Origin of the sequence: Spiroplasma endosymbiont of Melieria omissa, from assembly GCF_964031175.1 — a bacterium.
In the GTDB taxonomy this organism is placed as follows: Bacteria; Bacillota_I; Bacilli_A; order Mycoplasmatales; family VBWQ01; genus Spiroplasma_E; species Spiroplasma_E ixodetis_A.
The window spans coordinates 185,912-205,870 of sequence record NZ_OZ035012.1; the positions used below are offsets into that span (position 1 = coordinate 185,912).

Genomic DNA, 19,959 nt, shown 5'->3' on the forward strand with positions numbered 1-19,959 from the left:
CAAAAAATTGTTGATAAAATTTTTGGAACTAATGGTCATTTTTTAAATATGCCTCCACAATTTTTGATTTTTTTAGCAATAGCGATTATGTTAATTGTATTGTTTGCTGGCGGAGTTATATTGCATGCTATGGTTCATCAAAAAATTGGTAGTGCAGTGTCAGAATTAGTTAATCGTATTATAATCATAGTTTTATTATGAGTTTTAGTGCCACTATTTTTTTGAGTAATTAATTTTACTGTTGTATCAATTATTCATATTTTATTACCGAAAATGATTGATGGTAAAAACTTAGCTAATATGGTTGGTTCATTAGGATTTACTGATAATAACAATCATCAATGATGAAACTATGATATAGATTATCCTGATTGAAATCATTACAATTTGTTTTTAGGCGCTTTTGGTACGTGATTTACTATGGCAATATTTTTCCTTTTAGGATTAACTTTAGTTAAAAGAATTTTTGATTTATTTTTGATTTATGTGGTGTCACCAGTAATATTTGCAACAGCATCAAGTAATGTTAAATGACAAAAAGTAAATCTGTGAAAAGAATTTGTTATTGGTAGGTTTATTTCAACAATTGGGATAGTTTTAAGTTTAACTTTTTTTCTCAATTTAGAACCAGTATTTTTTAATGCAGCTAGTGAGATTAGTTCTAGTTGAATGGCAAAATCTGCATTTCAATTGCTTTTTATTTCCGGTGGTGCTATTGCTACATATCAAGCGCAACAAATATTCAGTTATTTTGTGGGACAGACTGTTGGACTTGCTGATGGTATAGCTAACTAAAGTAATGTTTTTTTTATATGTATAATTTAGTTTTTTAAAATAGTTATAAACTGTTTCTTTAGTCATATTTCCAAATTTATCAATTACTTTTTGAACTGTAACATCTTTATTTTCTGCTAAATAATTTTTTAATTCATCTAAATCCTTTATTTTGTGGCTATGTCCTTTTTGATAATTCAAAATTGGTTTTATATGCCCAGTTTCTTTTTTTCTTTTTCTTCATAAAAATAAAGTCTTTCTAGTGATATTGAACACTTTACAAATTTCTTTAATTTTCATATTTTTACTTTCATAAGCTTCTATTACTTTTCTTCGTAAGTCTTCACTGTATGGTTTTGGCATAATTTAATCTTCTTAATCTATTTTAATTATTGCTGAATTGTACTTTTAAATTCAAAAACTGTTTAAATTACATATTATTATTTTACATTATTTATGAGTAAATATTACTTTAGTTAGCTATATAAAAAAAACTTTTCTATATGAACAAAGAGATAAAAATAAACAAGAAGATTTTTTAAAAGAAATAGCTAAAATAATGAATGAAAATTTAGTATATATTGATGAATCTGGAATTGATGATAATGAATTTTATAAATATGGTAAAGTTAGGGCAATTGGTGTTTCAAATTTTAATAGTTCACAATTGAAAGATTTTTTAAAAAAAATAAAAATAAAACCAGCAATTAATCAAATTGAAACACATCCTGGTTTTAATCAAAAAAACACAATAGATTTTTTAAAAGAAATAGCTAAAATAATGAATGAAGATTTAGTATATATTGATGAATCTGGAATTGATGATAATGAATTTTATAAATATGGTTGATCTGAAAAAGGTAAAAGATTATTTGATAATAAACCCGCATATAAAATAAAGAGAATGAGTATAATTGGTTCACTAAATAAAGGTAAATTAAAAGCCTTATGAGCATTTGAAGGACATTGCAATAGTAAAATTTTTGAATCATATGTTAAAAATAAACTAATTCCAGTATTAAAGCGTGGACAAATTATAGTTTTAGATAATGCAACGTTTCATAAATCTAAATTAACACAACAATTAATTGAAAATGCTGGATGCAAACTATTATTTCTTCCGCCATATTCTCCTAATTTAAATCCAATTGAACATTTTTGATTTGCTATAAAACATAATATAAGAAAAATATTACCAAATTATTGACCAAATATTAAAAAAGCGATTGATTTTGTTTTTCAAGATATGAGTAAACATTAATTTAGTTAGCTATAGAAAGATATTACATATATCAATTATGTTATACTATTTTTATAAGTTATTTTGTGGAGACTGTTAAGAGGTGATATTCTTATGATTAAAAATGGCATTAAAATATCAAAATCTCAATCTCGTGGTGATGAAGTTGGGTTACTTTTTTTCTTATTAGTAATCTTCTTTTTCCTAATAGTTAGTTTAACTAGATTTTCAATAATTGGTAAAGTACTTGATGATTTTCTTTTTTCTTTTTTATTTGGATGAATGAAATATGCTGTTTATTTCTTTCTTTTTTTAATGATTATTCCTTTAGCTTTTGGTTATCGCATGCAATTTAAATTGAATTATATTTTTGTTACTTTTTTATTTTTAGTGATTAGTTGTTGGACAACACAAACTTTAACTTTAATAATTTTAGGAAAGAATAATTTATGAACTAGTTATTATAATTTAAACCTATTAAATATTAGTGAAATATACGTTAAAACATGATGAAATACAAATGCTATAAATAATTATCTAGGTTTTTTTGCTTCACCAATTTCTTTTAAAGACTTTAGTGTTGAAACCTTTTTTCCAGCATATGCTACTGGTGGCATTATTAGTAATGTTTTAATAGGTATTTTTAATTATGTTTTTTTTGTTACTAATTTAATTGCAAACTTTATTAGTATTTTTTCTTTAACTTGTTTATTTATTTTTAATAAACCTTTTATTTTCTTTAGCAAAATGAAACAAATTATTAAACAAATTATTATTAATAATAAAAATAAAAAGCAAAAAAATAAAATAAATGCTGATTTAAAACAAAAACATATTAAGTTAAAAAAAGAAAAATTATTAATTGATAAACAAGTTAAAAAATCTTTTAGAAAAGAAAATAGTTTTAATAAGGAATCAAATAAGGAACCACCTATATCACCAGTAAAAAAAGCAGAAATAAAACAAAATGAAATAAAACAAAATGATAATAGTGACATTATCAATAAACCTTCTTCACCTATTGTTTATTTTAATGAAAATAGTTATTTAACTCCTTTTGGTAAAATTGACCCTGAAAAACAAAAAGATGTAATGAGTAATAGCAAAGGTACTCTGGTAGTTAAAAAAAGTTTAGAAGATAGTATTTTAAATCGTGAAATTCTTAATGATAACGAAACTATTATTAATAACGAATCATAAGTAATTAATAATGAATAAAATTAAGAGTTTACTTTAAGATAAAACATTATATTAATGTTAAAATCAAAGTATCTTTTAATTTGTTAATAAATTTAGGTGAACTAATGGCAGAAAAATCTTTACTACAAATGAAAATTAAACTTTTACCTAATATTGCTGGATGCTATTTATTTAAAGATATACATAATAATTTAATTTATGTTGGTAAAACTAATTCATTAAAAAAACGAGTAACTTCATATTTAAATAAAGCCAGTAATTTTAAAACAATGTTATTAGTTAATGATATTCATGATGTTGAATACATTACGACATCTAATGAAAAAGAGGCTTTAATTTTAGAACAAACATTGATTAAAAAACATCATCCTAAATATAATATTTTGTTAGCAGATGATAAAAAATATCCTTATATTCAAATTACTAATAATCGTGATCCACAATATCGTTATGTACGTAGTGCTACTAAAAAAGAGGGACATTATTATGGACCATTTCCCGATGGTACTGGTGCGCGTGAAATTTTAAAGTTATTGGAACGAATTTTTCCATTACGAAAATGTGCTGGTAATCTTGGTAAACCTTGTTTATATTATCATTTACAGCAATGTTCTGGCGCTTGTTTTAAATCAGTACCTATTACTTATTATGAAGATATGATTAGTAAAATTGATCAATTTTTCAAAGGGAATGTTACTGCTGTTAAAAAAATATTAATTAATAATATGAATATTAGTGTTGAAAACTTACAATTTGAAAATGCTAATCGTATTAAAATTTTGTTATCAAAAATAGATTTATTTTTATCACAACAAGTTGTTGAGTTTCAAGATTATGGAAATCGCGATTTTATTAATTTTTTAATTGAAGATGAAATGGTTGTTTTAATTACTTTATTTTATCGTAATGGTAAATTGCAAGCTAAAGATGAACAAATAGTTCAAAATAATTACTTAGAAATTCAAGATTTAATTCGTAATTATTGTCAACAACTATATAGTAAAAATACATTACCAAATGAAATATATTTACCATCAAATATTGATTTAAAACAATTAAAATTATTATTTCCACAAATAAAATTTATTAATCCAATTAAAGGAACAAAAGAACATATTTTAACATTGGCAAAAACCAATGCCATCTATGCATGAAATAATTATTTACAAACTAATCAGTTTAATGCGCCGTTAAATATGATGAAAGTATTATCACAATGATTAAAAATTCCTAATTTAAATCATTTAGAGGTTTTTGATGTTTCTAATCTTCAACAAAGTGCTAGTGTTGGTGGTATGATTGTTTATAAGAATGGTAATCCTAGTTTTAATGATTATCGCAAATTTTTATTAGATCCAAAAATTGTTGATGATTATCATCGTTTTTGTGAAATGATTTATCGTAGATATCATCATTTAGTTATTAATAAATTGCCACTTCCTGATTTAATTATTGTTGATGGTGGAAAACCACAAATTAGTGCTACATTAGAACAACTAACATTATTAAACTTAACAATTCCTATTATTGGATTAGTTAAAAATAAAAAACATCAAACTGATAAAATTATAAATAATAAAATGCAAATTATTAATATTCCTAAGACTGATGCTTGTTTTTTATTTTTGAGTAAATTACAAGATCAAGTTCATAATTATGCAATTAAATATCATAAAGCAAAGCGAAGTCAATCAATGATAAGTAGTGTTTTATCATCAGTGCCAGGAATTGGTTTACAATTACAAAACAAAATATTACAGCAATTTCCAACTTGACAATTATTGCAAAATGCTACAAAAACAGAACTTTCATCATTAGTTAAATCAAAAGTAATTTTAGAAAAACTATGAAAAGAATTACATAGTTTTGAATAATATGTTATTAAGAAATAAATAATAACGTAAATAATATATTTATCTAAGTTACTAATGTAAAAATATCAAAAGTTAGATAAAAAATATCTTAATGTTTTAAGATATTGAAAATTTTAACATATTGCTTTCGTTTGTGAAAGAATTTTGCATTTGTAAATCGATACTACTAATATGTTCTCAACTCTCAATACTATTTTTATCTTTTGGCATATAATAGTCAATAATTTTTTTTCTATTTTCACTAGCATTTTTATTAATTTCTTTTTTTTGAATTGGATTTCAATTTGGAGATGAAGGAATTAATTGTTTTATAAATACTTTATTTTTATAAGTTAATTGATGTTCTTTTTTAATAGTCAAAGTATTTTTTGGTTGTAATAACATACAAGCATGATTTCATGCTGAATTTTCCGAATTATCTTGATAATCAATATCAACTGGTCATTCATTTATTAAATAAGTTACTAATTTTTGTCAATCATTTAATACTCCTATATGTAATAATGAATAATTTTCTTTTCCAAACTTTAGAATATTAATAAAATCTTTTTTTAGAGAATGATTATTAAGTTCTGAATTAATATTTTTAAGTTTTTGATTTAAATTATGTTTATAGTTATCAATTATTTCAATAATTTCTTCTTGATTATTTTTTCAAATTTCATTATCATTTTTTTTATCTTTTTTTTCATTAGTTTTTTTTAGTTGTTCATTTAAAACATTATTAATGTTTAGTATCATTTCTTTAGCATTTATTAAATTTTCTGCTTTTAGTTGATTTAGTTGCTCGATTATTCTTACTATTTTTATATGGTTATTTTTATTGGCCATCATTAAAGCTGTATTACCATTTTGATTTGCATAATTAAGATTAGCGTTATTTTCTATTAAACTATTAACAATTTTTAAAAAACCATTTTTAGCAGCAACAATTAAAGCGGTTTCATTACCATTATTTTCATGATTAATATTAGCGTTATTTTCTATTAGTGTATTAACTATTTCAATATGATTATTTTCAGCAGCTAATAATAAAGCAGTATTACCAAATATATTATCATGATTGATATTAGCATCATTTTCTAGTAAAGTTTTAACGATATTTAAGTGTCCATTTCAGGCGGCTAGTGTTAAAGCACTAAAATTATTTATAGTTAAATAATTAACATCAGCACCATTATTTGTCAGTAAAATATTAATTGTATCTAAATCACCATTTCAAGCACTATTTATTAATTTTTCATTTAAATCGTCATTCATTTTTTTTACTCCTTTAACAATAAAAACCCATTTACTTTGTAAACATTAAAATAAGGAAGCGATAAAATTCTATAATCTTTATAAGATTATTATATTTATTTTTTTTATGATTCAAATATTAACTTTTAAATTAATTAAAAGTTAATAGTTTTTTTATATTTATTTTTATAACTGTTTTATTAATAATTAAAAATTATTAGATAAATATTTATTTTAAATGTATTATATTAAATTTTGTATAGAAACCTTTAACTTTAAATTATAAAATTGATTTAGTTCTTTTTATCGACATTGTCTTTAAATAAATAAATATATGATAAAATGAAAATGAAATAAATTGTAGTAAGGAGTTTTTTTCATGGCAAATAAACCAAAAAGCAGTGTTTATAATGAATCATCAATTCAAATTTTAGAAGGTCTAGAAGCAGTTAGAAAAAGACCTGGAATGTATATTGGTTCTACTGATAATCGTGGTCTTCATCATCTAGTTTGAGAAATTGTTGATAATGGTATTGATGAAGCATTAGCTGGCTTTTGTACTAGTATTGTTGTTACTATTAATGTTGATAAGTCAGTTACTGTTGAAGACAATGGTCGTGGTGTTCCAACTGGTATGCATGCTTCAAAAAAAAGTACTCCCGAAGTTATTTATACGGTTTTACATGCTGGTGGAAAATTTGACACTAATAGTTATAAAACCTCGGGTGGTTTACATGGTGTTGGTGCTTCAGTAGTAAATGCTTTAAGTAATTGAATGATTGTTACTATTCATCGTGATAAAAAAATTCATGAAATTAAATTTAAAAATGGTGGTAAGATTGATCAAAGTTTAAAAATGATTGGTAGCACTTATAAAACAGGAACTAGGGTACAATTTTTACCTGATTTTCATCGTGTTTTTATAGGTTGTGATTGAAATGTTCATTTATTTGAACAACATTTACGTGAAAGTGCTTTTTTAATTAATGATTTAAGTATTCAATTAATTGATAAGAGGACAGGTACTGAAGAAACTTTTCATTATGAAAATGGCTTAGTTGCTTTTATGCAATATTTAAATAAAGATAAAAAAAATTTATCACCAATTGTTAGTTTAAAAGGTAAACAAAATAATATTGACGTTGAAATTGTATTACAATATACGGAAGATTATAGTGAAACGTTAGTAGGGTTTGCCAATAATGTTAAAACTGTTGATGGTGGAAGTCATTTAGTTGGTTTTAAAAGTGGTTTAACGAAAGCTATTAATGAATATGCAAGAAAACAAGAATTATTAAAAGCAAAAGATAAAAATTTAGAAGGTAATGATTTGCGAGAAGGTTTGGTTGCTATTGTTTCGTTGCGTATTCCTGAAAATTTAATTCAATATGAAGGTCAAACAAAAGGTAAATTAGGAACGCCCGAAGCAAGAATTGTTGTTGATAATATTGTTAATGAAAGATTTTCATTTTGACTTCACGAAAATAGTGATGCTGCTAAAAAAATTATTGATAAAGCCATTAAGGCTCGTGATATTCGTAATGCTTTAAGAAAAGAACGTGAATCATTGCGTAATAAAAGTAAAGATACGCAAAAATTTTTAGTAGGTAAATTGGTGCCTGCACAAAGTAAAAATCCTAAAATTAATGAATTATTTTTAGTGGAAGGAGATTCCGCTGGTGGCAGTGCCAAGTCAGGTCGTGATCGTAAGTTCCAAGCGATATTACCATTAAAAGGAAAAGTAATTAATGCCGAAAAAACTAAAGTAATTGATCTTTTTAATAATGAGGAAATTAGTATGATTATTAATGCAATTGGTGCTGGTGTTGGTAACGAATTTAGTATTGAAAATTGTAATTATAATAAAGTCATTATTATGACTGATGCCGATACTGATGGTGCCCATATTCAAATTTTATTACTAACTTTTTTCTATCGTTATATGCGAGATTTAATTACTTCGGGTAATATTTATATTGCATTACCGCCTTTATTTAAAATTTCTTTTAAAGAAGAAGAGCAAGAGAAACATGTATATGTTTGAAATGAGTTAGAATTAAAAGATAAAGTTGAAACAATTAAAGGTAAATATGACCTGCAACGTTATAAAGGTTTAGGAGAAATGAATGCTGAACAATTATGAGAAACAACTATGGACCCAAACGTCCGTCAATTAATTAAAATTACTATTGAGGATGCTCTATCAGCAGAAACAGAAATTCAAATATTAATGGGTGATAAACCAGAAAAAAGACGAAAATGAATTGAAGAAAATATTTCTTTTGAAGCTAGTGATTATTAAGAAAAAAGGAGTTTATAAGTTATGAATAGTAAAGAAGAGATTCAACAAAATAATGAACAAATTTTATCTTATCCTATTGATGATATTGTTGCAGAACGTTTTGGTCGATATGCCAAATATATTATTTTAGAACGAGCATTGCCCGATATCCGTGATGGTTTGAAACCAGTTCAACGTCGAATTTTGCATGCTATGAATGATTTGGGTTTAACCAATGATAAAGGATATAAAAAAGCAGCTCGTGTTGTTGGAGAAGTAATTGGTAAATATCATCCTCATGGTGATACAGCGGTTTATGCTGCTATGTGTAGAATGGCACAAGAGTGAAAGGTAGCATGACCATTAGTACAAATGCATGGTAATAAAGGTTCAATTGATGGTGATAATCCTGCTGCGATGCGATATACAGAAGCACGTTTATCATTAATTTCAGAATTATTATTGAAGGATATTAAGAAAAATACTGTTACTTTAATTAAAAATTTTGATGAATCAGAAACAGAACCAACAGTTTTACCTGCCTATTTTCCAAATTTATTAGTAAATGGTGCTTCTGGAATTGCTGTTGGAATGGCAACTAATATTCCACCTCATAATTTACAAGAAGTAATTAATGCAATTGTCATGAGAATTAATAATCCACAATGTAATTTAAGCGAATTAATGCGTGTTATTAAGGGTCCTGACTTTCCAACCGGAGGAATTATTCAAGGTATTAAAGGTATTAAAGAAGCTTATCGTTCTGGTAAAGGGCGAATTGCAATTCGTGCCAAAACTCATATTAATAATGAAGGTGAAATTCCACAAATAATTATTACCGAAATTCCATTTGAAGTTATTAAACAAGATTTAATTAAAAAAATTGATGATGTTAAAACATTAGCAAAAATTCATGGTATTAAAGAGGTACGTGATGAAACGGATCGTTTTGGTTTACGAATAGTTATTGATTTAGTAGAAGATAGTAAACCGCAAGAAATTTTAAATTATTTATTTAAAAATACCAATTTACAAATTTATTATAACTTTAATTTAGTAGCAATTGCTAACAAAAAACCAGTACAAATGAGTTTAATTAATATGTTAGATTTTTATATTAATCATCAAATTGATGTTGTTACTAAGCGTTCACAATATGACTTAGCACAATTAGAACGAAGATTAGAGATTGTTAATGGTTTAGTTATTGCATTAAGTGAAGTTGATAAAGTAATTAAAATTATTAGAACATCAACTGACCGTATGCAAGCAAAATTAAATTTAATATCAGCTTTTAATTTTACTGATATTCAAGCAGAAGCAATTGTACAATTGCGTTTATATCGTTTAACTGCTACTGATATTCAATCATTAGTTTTAGAAAAAGCAGATATTGAAAGTAAAATTATTGTTTTACAAGAAATTCTTAATAATGAAAATTCACTACGTCAAGTTATTATTACTGAGTTAGAACAAATTAATTCTCATTTTTCTGGATTAAGAAAATCACAAATTCAAGGTGAAATTTCTGAAATTACAATTGATGAAAAAGCAACATTGCGACAAGAAAATGTATTTGTTAGTATTAGTTATGATGGTTGAATTAAGGTAATAAGTAGTAAAGTATTTTTACAAAATCTTGATAATCAAGATTTTGGACGTAAGCCAAATGATGTTATTATTGGTGGAGCAATGTTCAATAATTTTAATAATTTATTATTTTTTACAAATAAAGGTAATTATTTTTTAATACCAATTTTTAAATTAGAAGAAAATAAATGGAAGGATAATGGTATTCATGTTAATACGTTATGTAAACTTGAAGGAAATGAAAAAATTATTAGTGTTGCGCAAGTTAATAGTTTTGAACAGCCAAATGTAAATATAGTAGTCGCTACTAGATATGGTTTAATTAAAAGAATGCCACTTTTAGAGTTAGCAACTACCAGATTTAATAAAACCGCCAAATATGTTAAGTTAAAAGAGAACGATAGTGTTATTAGTGTTAATAGTACTACCGGTCATGATTTTATCGTTATTAGTACTCGCAAGGGTATGACTTTAAAATATTTAGAAACGAAAGTTCCATTATTAACTAAAACTGCAACAGGTGTTAAAGCTTTGAAAATTAATTCTGAAGAAGATGAAGTGGTAGGAATGGCTTGTGGTAATAGTAATGATACTTATGCAATGTTAACATCAGTTGGAACAATTAAACGAATGTTATTCAATACTATTGAACAAACTTCACGAACAACAAAAGGTAATAAAGTAATAAAAGTTCCTAAAAGTAAAAGTATTAGTATTATTAAAACTTTTTTATCACCAGCAACATCTTTTATTAATATATTAACGAAAAAAGAAAAATGATTAGTGATTAAAGCAAGTGACATTAATCTTAGCAGGGTAAATGAAGGAACTGGCAAAGTGGTTGCTAATGATATTATTGCTGGTGGTAGTAATTTAGTGATTGATTTAAAAACTGATGTTATTGATGCTGATATATCATCAATATCAGAAAATTTTGATACAAAAGAAAGCAACAATGGTATTTAAAAAAACTTTTTTATTGAAAATTATGAACTTTTTAAAGAATTAGTTTTTTTTGATTTTCATAATATAAATTTAAATAATAATTTTAGTTAAGAGTGAATAGGATAGGACTTATATCAATGCTATAATTATTATGGTAGTGATTTAAGGAGGAAGTATAGATGACAAATAATATTATTAAATATCAATCTCTAATTAATGGTGAGTTGTATGAAAATGGTAATTGAATATCAGTTATCAACCCCACTACTAATAAAATAGCAGGCCAAGTTCCTGCCTTAACTAAAGTTGAAATTAAAAAAGTATATGAATCTGCAAAATTTGCTCAAAAAAATTGAGAACAAATGCCTATTTTAAAAAGAATTTCTTTTTTAAATTCTTGAAAACAATTAATTATTCGCGATAAATTAATACTTGCTGAATTAATGACCAATGAAATTGCTAAAGGCACAAAAGCGGCTTGCAGTGAAATTGATAGAACAGTTGAATATATTGAATATACTTTACAAGAAGCATTACGTCTTCATCCTGAATCTTATACAGGTGATAGTTGAGGAAGTATGAACAAATTAGCTGTTTTTGAATACGTACCAAAAGGAATTGTTCTTGCTATTTCCCCCTTTAATTATCCGATAAATTTATCAGTCTCTAAAATATTTCCAGCACTTGTGACTGGTAATAGTGTTGTTTTTAAACCTGCAACACAAGGATCATTAGTGGGATTACACTTAGCTAAATTAGCTAAAGAGACTAATATTCCTAATGGTGTTTTTAATGCTATAAGTGGTAAAGGTAGTGAAATTGGTGATAGTTTAGTTGAAAATGAAGCAATTAATGTTATTTCTTTTACTGGTAGTGCTGTTGTTGGTAATCGTATTTCACAGAAATCTTTAAAAACTGATTTAATTTTAGAATTAGGAGGTAAAGATCCAGCAATAGTGCTTAATGATGCTGATCTTGAAGATACAGCAACCAAAATCATTAAAGGTGCATTTAGTTATTCAGGACAACGCTGTACTGCTATTAAAAGAGTGTTAGTACAAAGAACAATTAGTAGCAAATTAATTCCAATTTTAAAAGAAAAAGTTGAAAAATTAACTGTTGGTTTGCCCACAGATGATTGTGATATTACTCCTGTTATTGATCAACCAACAGTTGATAATGCTAAAAAATTAATTAAAGATGCTTTAGATAAAGGAGCCAATTGTTTAATTGGTAATAAATTTAAAGAAAATTTAATGTGACCAACTATTATTACTGACGTAACAACAAAAATGAATTTAGCATGAGAAGAACCTTTTGCACCGTTGTTGCCAATTATTATTTTTGATGAAGTAAAAGAAGCAATTAATATTGCAAATGATTCACAATATGGTTTACAAGCTTCTGTTTTTACTACTAATATTAATAGTGCAATGAGTATTGCTAAATTATTAGAAGTTGGAAGTGTTAATATTAACGATCAGTCACAACGTGGTCCCGATCACTTTTCTTTTGTTGGTGTTAAGGATTCGGGTCTTGGCGTACAAGGTATTCGTCCTTCGTTACTTGCTTTTACTAGACCAAAAGGGATTGTTATTAATTGAAAAACAAAAATTTAAAAGAAAAAATAAAACTTATTTTAATAAAAAAATAAGTTTTATTTTTTTATTAAAATAGTGGTAAGATAAAAATGTAATAAATTTTTGTCCTTGTTAATTAGATTTTTATTTTTTTAACATTCTTATATAAAAAGCATAATAAAAATATTACATATCATTGTAACTTTTATTTTAAAAAGTAAGTTATTAAAATAGTGCCGAGGATAAAGTACTGTTACATGAAATGCAAAAAATATGGAGGTAAGTAAATATGGCAAAACGAAAAATTGTCCTTGTTGGATGTGGAGCTGTTGGTAGTAGTTTTATTTACAGTGCCATTAATCAAGGTTTAGCCCAAGAATATGTATTAATTGATGCTTTTGAAGGTATAGCTGAAGGTAATGCAATTGATTTTGCTGATTGTCAAGCAGCTTTAGATCATCCTTTTATTTCAATTAAGGCTGGAAATTACAGCGATTGTAAAGATGCTGATATTATTGTTATTACTGCCGGAAGACCACAAAAAGATGGTGAAACAAGATTAAATATGGTAGCAGATAATGCCAAAATTATGAAGAGCATTGCTTTAGAAATTAAAAAATCAGGATTTAAAGGTGTTACTATTATTGCATCTAATCCTGTTAATATTATGACAACTGTTTATCAAAAAATTACACAATTTGATTATCATCAAGTATTAGGTTCTGGTACAATTTTAGATACCTTACGTTTACAATATTTAATTGGAGAAAAAATTGCAGTTAATCCAAAGTCAGTTGCTGCTTATGTAATTGGTGAACATGGTGATTCTTCAATGATTCCTTGAAGTTCGGTTTCGGTAGGTAATAAAACTATTTATCAACAAATTACTGAAGGTAGAATTAAAGAAAAAGATTTAGAAGAATTAAGAAAAGAAGTAGCACAAAGAGCTTATAAAATTATTAAATTAAAACGTGCAACTTTTTATGGTATTGGTGCAGCATTGGCATTATTAGTAAGAAATATCCTTGAAGGACAAAATCACGTTTTAGTAGCAGATGCTTATTTACAAGGAGAATATGGACAGCAAGGTTTTTATATTGGTGTACCAACAATACTTTACGAAAAAGGTTGAAAAAGAGTAGTTCAGTTACCATTAACGAAAGAAGAGCAAACGGCATTTGATAAATCTTGTGCAATTATTAAAGAAACTTTAGAAACAGCTTTTGCTGCTATTAAATAAAAGATAGGAGTAGTTTATTAGTGAATACAACTGTAGAAAATATCAATAATGAAGAAACATTAACAAGTATTGAAACTTATATTGCTGTTTATAACTATGCATTAAAGAAAGCAGAAAGTCCGTTATTAAAAACTTTTTTAATGGGTATTGCGGCCGGACTTTTTGTTGGTATTGCTTATATTACGGCTATTTTTGGTAGTAGAGGATTAAGTGATAATGGTATTAAAAATTTAACATTTGGTTTTATTTTTACTTTAGCAATTACTATGATTGTCTTTATGGGCGGTGAACTTTTTACTTCTAATTCCATGATATTTATGCCATTAATAAAAAAACAAGTTAAGTTAACAAGAATGTTAATTAATTTACTAGTAGTATTAATTGGTAATTTTATAGGTTGTTTTATTCTTTCATTATTTACATGATGAGCAGGATTTTTTGATAATCAAGCTTTTTTGGATAATGCTGTTAGTATTTTTAATCATAAATTAGTAATGTCTTGATGAAAAGCCTTTTTTAGTGGGATATTATGTAATTTTTTAGTAGCAGGAAGTGTTTATATTTCTCATGCCACTCGTTCATCTACTGCTAAATTTTTATTAATAGGATTAGTAATTATGGTTTTTGCCTTATCTGGTTTTTCTCACGTTGTAGCAAATGCTTATGTTTGAGGATTAGGTCCTTTGTTTAATATTTATGGAATTCATAGTGGATTTAATGACTTTTTACAATTTGGTTATCAAGTACAACTTCCAACTTTATTTGGTAATTTTATTGGTGGTGGTATTTTATTACCCGGTATGTATTATTTAATCTTTAGAAAAGAATTACCAAAAATAACATTATAAATATATTATTAGTTTAATATAAAAATTAATCCATTACTTTAGTTTTAAGTAATGGATTTATTAATTTTATGAAAATAAATTAATTGTAAATAGAAGTTATAGCTAACTAAAGTAATATTTACTCATAAATAATGTAAAATAATAATATGTAATTTAAACAGTTTTTGAATTTAAAAGTACAATTCGGCAATAATTAAAATAGATTAGGAAGATTAAATTATGCCAAAACCATACAGTGAAGACTTACGAAGAAAAGTAATAGAAGCTTATGAAAGTAAAAATATGAAAATTAAAGAAATTTGTAAAGTGTTCAATATCACTAGAAAGACTTTATTTTTATGAAGAAAAAGAAAAAAAGAAACTGGGCATATAAAACCAATTTTGAATTATCAAAAAGGACATAGCCACAAAATAAAGGATTTAGATGAATTAAAAAATTATTTAGCAGAAAATAAAGATGTTACAGTTCAAAAAGTAATTGATAAATTTGGAAATATGACTAAAGAAACAGTTTATAACTATTTTAAAAAACTAAATTATACATATAAAAAAAACTTTTCTATATGAACAAAGAGATAAAAATAAACAAGAAGATTTTTTAAAAGAAATAGCTAAAATAATGAATGAAGATTTAGTATATATTGATGAATCTGGAATTGATGATAATGAATTTTATAAATATGGTTGATCTGAAAAAGGTAAAAGATTATTTGATAATAAACCCGCATATAAAATAAAGAGAATGAGTATAATTGGTTCACTAAATAAAGGTAAATTAAAAGCCTTATGAGCATTTGAAGGACATTGCAATAGTAAAATTTTTGAATCATATGTTAAAAATAAACTAATTCCAGTATTAAAGCGTGGACAAATTATAGTTTTAGATAATGCAACGTTTCATAAATCTAAATTAACACAACAATTAATTGAAAATGCTGGATGCAAACTATTATTTCTTCCGCCATATTCTCCTAATTTAAATCCAATTGAACATTTTTGATTTGCTATAAAACATAATATAAGAAAAATATTACCAAATTATTGACCAAATATTAAAAAAGCGATTGATTTTGTTTTTGAAGATATGAATAAACATTACTTTAGTTAGCTATATATTGATGAATCTGGAATTGATGATAATGAATTTTATAAATATGGTTGATCTGAAAAAGGTAAAAGATTATTTGATAATAAACCCGCATATAAAATAAAGAGAATGAGTATAATTGGTTCACTAAATAAAGGTAAATTAAAAGCCTTATGAGCATTTGAAGGACATTGCAATAGTAAAATTTTTGAATCATATGTTAAAAATAAACTAATTCCAGTATTAAAGCGTGGACAAATTATAGTTTTAGATAATGCAACGTTTCATAAATCTAAATTAACACAACAATTAATTGAAAATGCTGGATGCAAACTATTATTTCTTCCGCCATATTCTCCTAATTTAAATCCAATTGAACATTTTTGATTTGCTATAAAACATAATATAAGAACCTGTTTAGGATCTTGGATGGGTTACACTTTATTGGACACTAATTACGTAGACAAGTGAACAAATTAGTTGAAAGAAAGGAACTATAATTATGGCCAATATTAATTCATATACCGATGAATTTAAAAAACAAATAGTAGCTTTATATCAAAGCGGCAAATCAGTATCTTACCTTGCTAAAGAATATAATGTTACAAGAGCAGCTACTTATAATTGAATTAAGCAATTTACTAATTCAGGTAGTTTTAAAGCTAAAGATAATCGTTCTGTTGAAGAAAATGAATTAATTAAATTAAGAAAAGAATTAAAACAATTACGAATGGAAAATGATATTTTAAAGCAAGCAGCACTAATAATAGGCAGAAAATAGAAATTATTACAAACAATAAGTTTAAATATAAAATTCGCACAATGTGTCATTTTTTAAAAATTTCTAAATCAACATATTATTTTAATTTAAAGAAAAAAGAAAATAAAATTCAAAATAATATTTATGATGAAGCTATTATTAGTGCTTTTAAAGAAAATAAATGTGTTTATGGAACAAGAAGATTAAAAGTAATATTAGAAAACCAAGAAATTTATTTATCAAGACGAAAAATTAAAGAAATTATGAATAAGCATAATTTAATATCAAAATACACTAAATTATCATTCAAAAATCATAATAACAAAGTAAATGATGAAAAAATCACTAATCTTGTGAATAGAAACTTTAATAATAGGCTTAAAAATGAAGTTATTGTCAGTGATTTAACTTATGTTCAAGTTAATGGTAAATGAAACTATATTTGCTTATTAATTGACCTATTTAACCGCGAAATTATTGGACATAGTGTGTAGGTACTAGAAAAGATGCCTTATTAGTACATCAAGCATTTATGCAATCAAATCGCTGTTTAAAAGATATTCAAATATTTCATAGTGATTGTGGTAATGAATTTAATAATAAAATTATTGATAAACTTTTACTAGCATTCAATATTACTCGCTCTTTAAGCAAAAAAGGTTGTCCTTATGACAATGCTGTTGCTGAAGCAACTTTTAAAACTTTCAAAACTGAATTTATTAATGATAAAAATTTTAGATCATTAATCCAATTAAAATTAGAATTATTTGATTACATCAATTGATACAACAACATAAGAATCCACAGCACTTTAAACTACTTAACTCCAGTTAATTATCAAAAACAAATGTCTACCAAAAAATAGTCCTAAAAAGTGTTGCCATTCCAATATACTAAATCTTCATTCATTATTTTAGCTATTTCTTTTAAAAAATCTTCTTGTTTATTTTTATCTCTTTGTTCATATAGAAAAGTTTTTTTTATATGTATAATTTAGTTTTTTAAAATAGTTATAAACTGTTTCTTTAGTCATATTTCCAAATTTATCAATTACTTTTTGAACTGTAACATCTTTATTTTCTGCTAAATAATTTTTAAATTCATCTAAATCCTTTATTTTGTGGCTATGTCCTTTTTGATAATTCAAAATTGGTTTTATATGCCCAGTTTCTTTTTTTCTTTTTCTTCATAAAAATAAAGTCTTTCTAGTGATATTGAACACTTTACAAATTTCTTTAATTTTCATATTTTTACTTTCATAAGCTTCTATTACTTTTCTTCGTAAGTCTTCACTGTATGGTTTTGGCATAATTTAATCTTCCTAATCTATTTTAATTATTGCTGAATTGTACTTTTAAATTCAAAAACTGTTTAAATTACATATTATTATTTTACATTATTTATGAGTAAATATTACTTTAGTTAGCTATATATAAATATAAAGTTCAATCTCAGGGGAAATATTTTAATCAATTAGTGAATAAAGTTGTTTATCAACACATTAATCAACGTATTCCTGTTATTGTGAGTGATGGTATAAATAATCCTGATAAATGTTTAGAAGCCTTAGAATATGGGGATATGATAGGATTATCTTCTGTTTTTGTAGCCGAACCTGATTTTGTTAGAAAAATAAAAACTATGCAAATTGATAAAATTAATTTACATATTACTGAAAAAGAAATTGAAAAATTAGTTATTCCTAAAGCTGCTTTTAAGGAAATGGTTAAACTTATGGATTATGGTGAAAGTTTACCTAAAGATACTAGGGATGAGTTAAGAAAGTTAGAAAATAATTATTCAACTAAAAATTAATATTTTGTTTAGAAAAAGGTAATAAAAATATGAAACAAAAATGAAAAATTAAAACTATTAATGAGTTAACTATTTTACAATATGAGGTCATTATAAATTCAGTAACGGAACTTCCTTTTAAAAATAAATATTGAGATAATAAGGAAAAGGGAATTTATGTCGATATTTTATCAGGTGAACCATTATTTGCATCATCAGATAAATGTAATTTTGGTCATGGCTGACCAAGTTTTACAAGACCAATCAGTGAAATAGTTATCCTTAAAAAGGAAGATAACACTAACCTAATATTGCAGCGTACTGAAGTACGTTCTAAAAAAACTGATATTCATTTAGGGCATGTTTTTAAGGATGGTCCACAAAAAGAAGGCGGTTTACGCTATTGTATTAATTCAGCAGCTTTACGTTTTATTCCATTATCAGAAATGATTACAGAAGGATATGAAGAATATTTATCTTAGAACCTGTTTAGAATCTTTTTAATAAAACTGAAATAAAGGAAAGAACAACCATTTGTAAACTAGTATTTAGTTTTCTTTCACAATTTTTTCATAATCTTCTGTATTTTTCTAATCAAGCAAAGCTTCGTTCTACAATTCATCTTTTTGGTAATACTACAAAAGTATGTAGTTCATTGCGTTTTATAATTTCAACATTTGCATTTATGATTGTTTTGATTTCAGAAGCAAATTTTTCACCAGTATAACCAGCATCTACTATTATTTTTTGAACTGCAGAAAGATTTTCTTTTTCATTTTCAATCATTATTATAGCGCTATTACGATCTGTTTTTTCTGCTGTGGTTATGTAAATTGCATGTGGTAAACCTTGAGAATCAACAATAATATGACGCTTTATTCCTGAAATCTTTTTACCAGCATCATAACCTTTATTTTCAGTAGTATCTGTATTTTTAACACTTTGCGAATCAATTATACAAAAACTAGTTTGTTCTTTGCGATTATTGTTGATACGAACTTTTTTAACCAATTTTTTTTAAAATTAATTGCCATACACTAGCTTCTTTACCGTTATTTTTACTTCAAATTTGAAAATAATAATATACAGTTTGTCATTTTGGAAAATTTTTTGGTAGCATTCTTCATTGACAACCACTTTTTAATACATATAAAATTGCACAAAATACTTCATATAAATCTAAACTTCTTGGTTTTGTTTTCTTTTTGCTATTTTCTAAAATTGATTTTATGTTCTCAAATTGTTCTTTGGTGACATGACTTGGATAATTTTTATGCATAATATATACCTCTGATTTTAAAATATATAATCATTTTAAATTATTTTCGAAAAGATTCTAAACAGGTTCTAAGAAAAATATTACCAAATTATTGACCAAATATTAAAAAAGCGATTGATTTTGTTTTTCAAGATATGAGTAAACATTACTTTAGTTAGCTATATAATAAAACAGTTAGTATTTTTATACAGTATAAAACTGATGACTTATATTGATATCAAGTGTTTT

At 25.1% G+C, this 19,959-nt stretch carries 17 protein-coding genes and 1 pseudogene; 14 read left to right on the forward strand and 4 right to left on the reverse strand.

The genetic code is table 4. The features are described 5' to 3' along the window. Positions 1–621 precede the first annotated feature (621 nt). A complete protein-coding gene (locus tag ACQH26_RS01230; protein ID WP_425382599.1) occupies positions 622–1,137 on the reverse strand; it encodes a helix-turn-helix domain-containing protein in 516 nt (171 codons plus the stop codon). A gap of 196 nt (positions 1,138–1,333) precedes the next feature. On the opposite strand from ACQH26_RS01230, the gene ACQH26_RS01235 reads away from it, so the two are divergent. The 3 genes from ACQH26_RS01235 to uvrC all read left to right on the forward strand — a co-directional run bounded on the left by ACQH26_RS01235 (position 1,334) and on the right by uvrC (position 5,088). Next, the gene (locus ACQH26_RS01235; protein ID WP_425382600.1) at positions 1,334–2,035 is read left to right on the forward strand and encodes an IS630 family transposase; all 702 of its coding nucleotides are present in this window, start codon (positions 1,334–1,336) and stop codon (positions 2,033–2,035) included. A gap of 93 nt (positions 2,036–2,128) precedes the next feature. Beyond that, positions 2,129–3,214, forward strand: coding sequence for a hypothetical protein (locus ACQH26_RS01240; protein WP_425382601.1), 1,086 nt, complete (start codon positions 2,129–2,131; stop codon positions 3,212–3,214). A gap of 80 nt (positions 3,215–3,294) precedes the next feature. Further along, positions 3,295–5,088, forward strand: coding sequence for an excinuclease ABC subunit UvrC (gene uvrC / locus ACQH26_RS01245; RefSeq protein ID WP_425382602.1), 1,794 nt, complete (start codon positions 3,295–3,297; stop codon positions 5,086–5,088). A 96-nt stretch (positions 5,089–5,184) separates the two neighbouring features. Here uvrC and ACQH26_RS01250 read toward each other — a convergent pair whose 3' ends face one another. Beyond that, the gene (locus tag ACQH26_RS01250; protein WP_425382603.1) at positions 5,185–6,348 is read right to left on the reverse strand and encodes an ankyrin repeat domain-containing protein; all 1,164 of its coding nucleotides are present in this window, start codon (positions 6,346–6,348) and stop codon (positions 5,185–5,187) included. Between the two features lie 358 nt (positions 6,349–6,706). On the opposite strand from ACQH26_RS01250, the gene parE reads away from it, so the two are divergent. From parE to ACQH26_RS01295, 9 genes and pseudogenes are all read left to right on the forward strand, one after another. After that, positions 6,707–8,629: a DNA topoisomerase IV subunit B gene (gene parE / locus ACQH26_RS01255; RefSeq protein ID WP_425382604.1), complete on the forward strand. Its 1,923-nt coding sequence runs from the start codon at positions 6,707–6,709 to the stop codon at positions 8,627–8,629. Between the two features lie 21 nt (positions 8,630–8,650). Further along, on the forward strand, positions 8,651–11,164 hold the full coding sequence (parC, locus tag ACQH26_RS01260; protein ID WP_425382605.1) for a DNA topoisomerase IV subunit A: 2,514 nt from the start codon (positions 8,651–8,653) through the stop codon (positions 11,162–11,164). Between the two features lie 158 nt (positions 11,165–11,322). Further along, the gene (locus tag ACQH26_RS01265) at positions 11,323–12,762 is read left to right on the forward strand and encodes an NADP-dependent glyceraldehyde-3-phosphate dehydrogenase (protein ID WP_425382606.1); all 1,440 of its coding nucleotides are present in this window, start codon (positions 11,323–11,325) and stop codon (positions 12,760–12,762) included. A gap of 250 nt (positions 12,763–13,012) precedes the next feature. Beyond that, positions 13,013–13,963: an L-lactate dehydrogenase gene (locus tag ACQH26_RS01270; protein WP_425382607.1), complete on the forward strand. Its 951-nt coding sequence runs from the start codon at positions 13,013–13,015 to the stop codon at positions 13,961–13,963. A 20-nt stretch (positions 13,964–13,983) separates the two neighbouring features. Beyond that, positions 13,984–14,811, forward strand: coding sequence for a formate/nitrite transporter family protein (locus ACQH26_RS01275; protein ID WP_425382608.1), 828 nt, complete (start codon positions 13,984–13,986; stop codon positions 14,809–14,811). 219 nt (positions 14,812–15,030) lie between these two features. Continuing rightward, positions 15,031–15,390 (forward strand): helix-turn-helix domain-containing protein, encoded by a 360-nt coding sequence (locus ACQH26_RS01280; protein ID WP_425381863.1) that lies wholly within the window; start codon positions 15,031–15,033, stop codon positions 15,388–15,390. A 40-nt stretch (positions 15,391–15,430) separates the two neighbouring features. After that, complete coding sequence (locus ACQH26_RS01285) at positions 15,431–15,919, forward strand: IS630 family transposase (RefSeq protein ID WP_425382609.1); 489 nt, start codon at positions 15,431–15,433, stop codon at positions 15,917–15,919. Between the two features lie 6 nt (positions 15,920–15,925). Continuing rightward, a complete protein-coding gene (locus ACQH26_RS01290; RefSeq protein WP_425383059.1) occupies positions 15,926–16,378 on the forward strand; it encodes an IS630 family transposase in 453 nt (150 codons plus the stop codon). Positions 16,379–16,400: 22 nt separating this feature from the next. Next, positions 16,401–17,523, forward strand: a pseudogene (locus ACQH26_RS01295) (IS3 family transposase). A gap of 84 nt (positions 17,524–17,607) precedes the next feature. On the opposite strand, the gene ACQH26_RS01300 reads toward ACQH26_RS01295, so the two are convergent. Beyond that, positions 17,608–17,967 (reverse strand): helix-turn-helix domain-containing protein, encoded by a 360-nt coding sequence (locus ACQH26_RS01300; RefSeq protein ID WP_425382610.1) that lies wholly within the window; start codon positions 17,965–17,967, stop codon positions 17,608–17,610. A 167-nt stretch (positions 17,968–18,134) separates the two neighbouring features. Here ACQH26_RS01300 and ACQH26_RS01305 point away from each other — a divergent pair, with 167 nt between their 5' ends. Both ACQH26_RS01305 and msrB read left to right on the forward strand, forming a co-directional pair. Continuing rightward, positions 18,135–18,473: a hypothetical protein gene (locus ACQH26_RS01305; protein ID WP_425382611.1), complete on the forward strand. Its 339-nt coding sequence runs from the start codon at positions 18,135–18,137 to the stop codon at positions 18,471–18,473. A 29-nt stretch (positions 18,474–18,502) separates the two neighbouring features. Continuing rightward, positions 18,503–18,934 carry a peptide-methionine (R)-S-oxide reductase MsrB gene (gene msrB, locus ACQH26_RS01310; RefSeq protein WP_425382612.1) on the forward strand — a complete coding sequence of 144 codons (432 nt, stop codon included), beginning with the start codon at positions 18,503–18,505 and terminating at the stop codon, positions 18,932–18,934. Positions 18,935–18,941: 7 nt separating this feature from the next. Here msrB and ACQH26_RS01315 read toward each other — a convergent pair. Beyond that, a protein-coding gene (locus ACQH26_RS01315; RefSeq protein WP_425382012.1) for an IS5 family transposase occupies positions 18,942–19,731 on the reverse strand; the annotation gives its coding sequence in 2 pieces (ribosomal slippage) (positions 18,942–19,469 and positions 19,471–19,731; 789 coding nt in all). Positions 19,732–19,959: the final 228 nt, after the last annotated feature.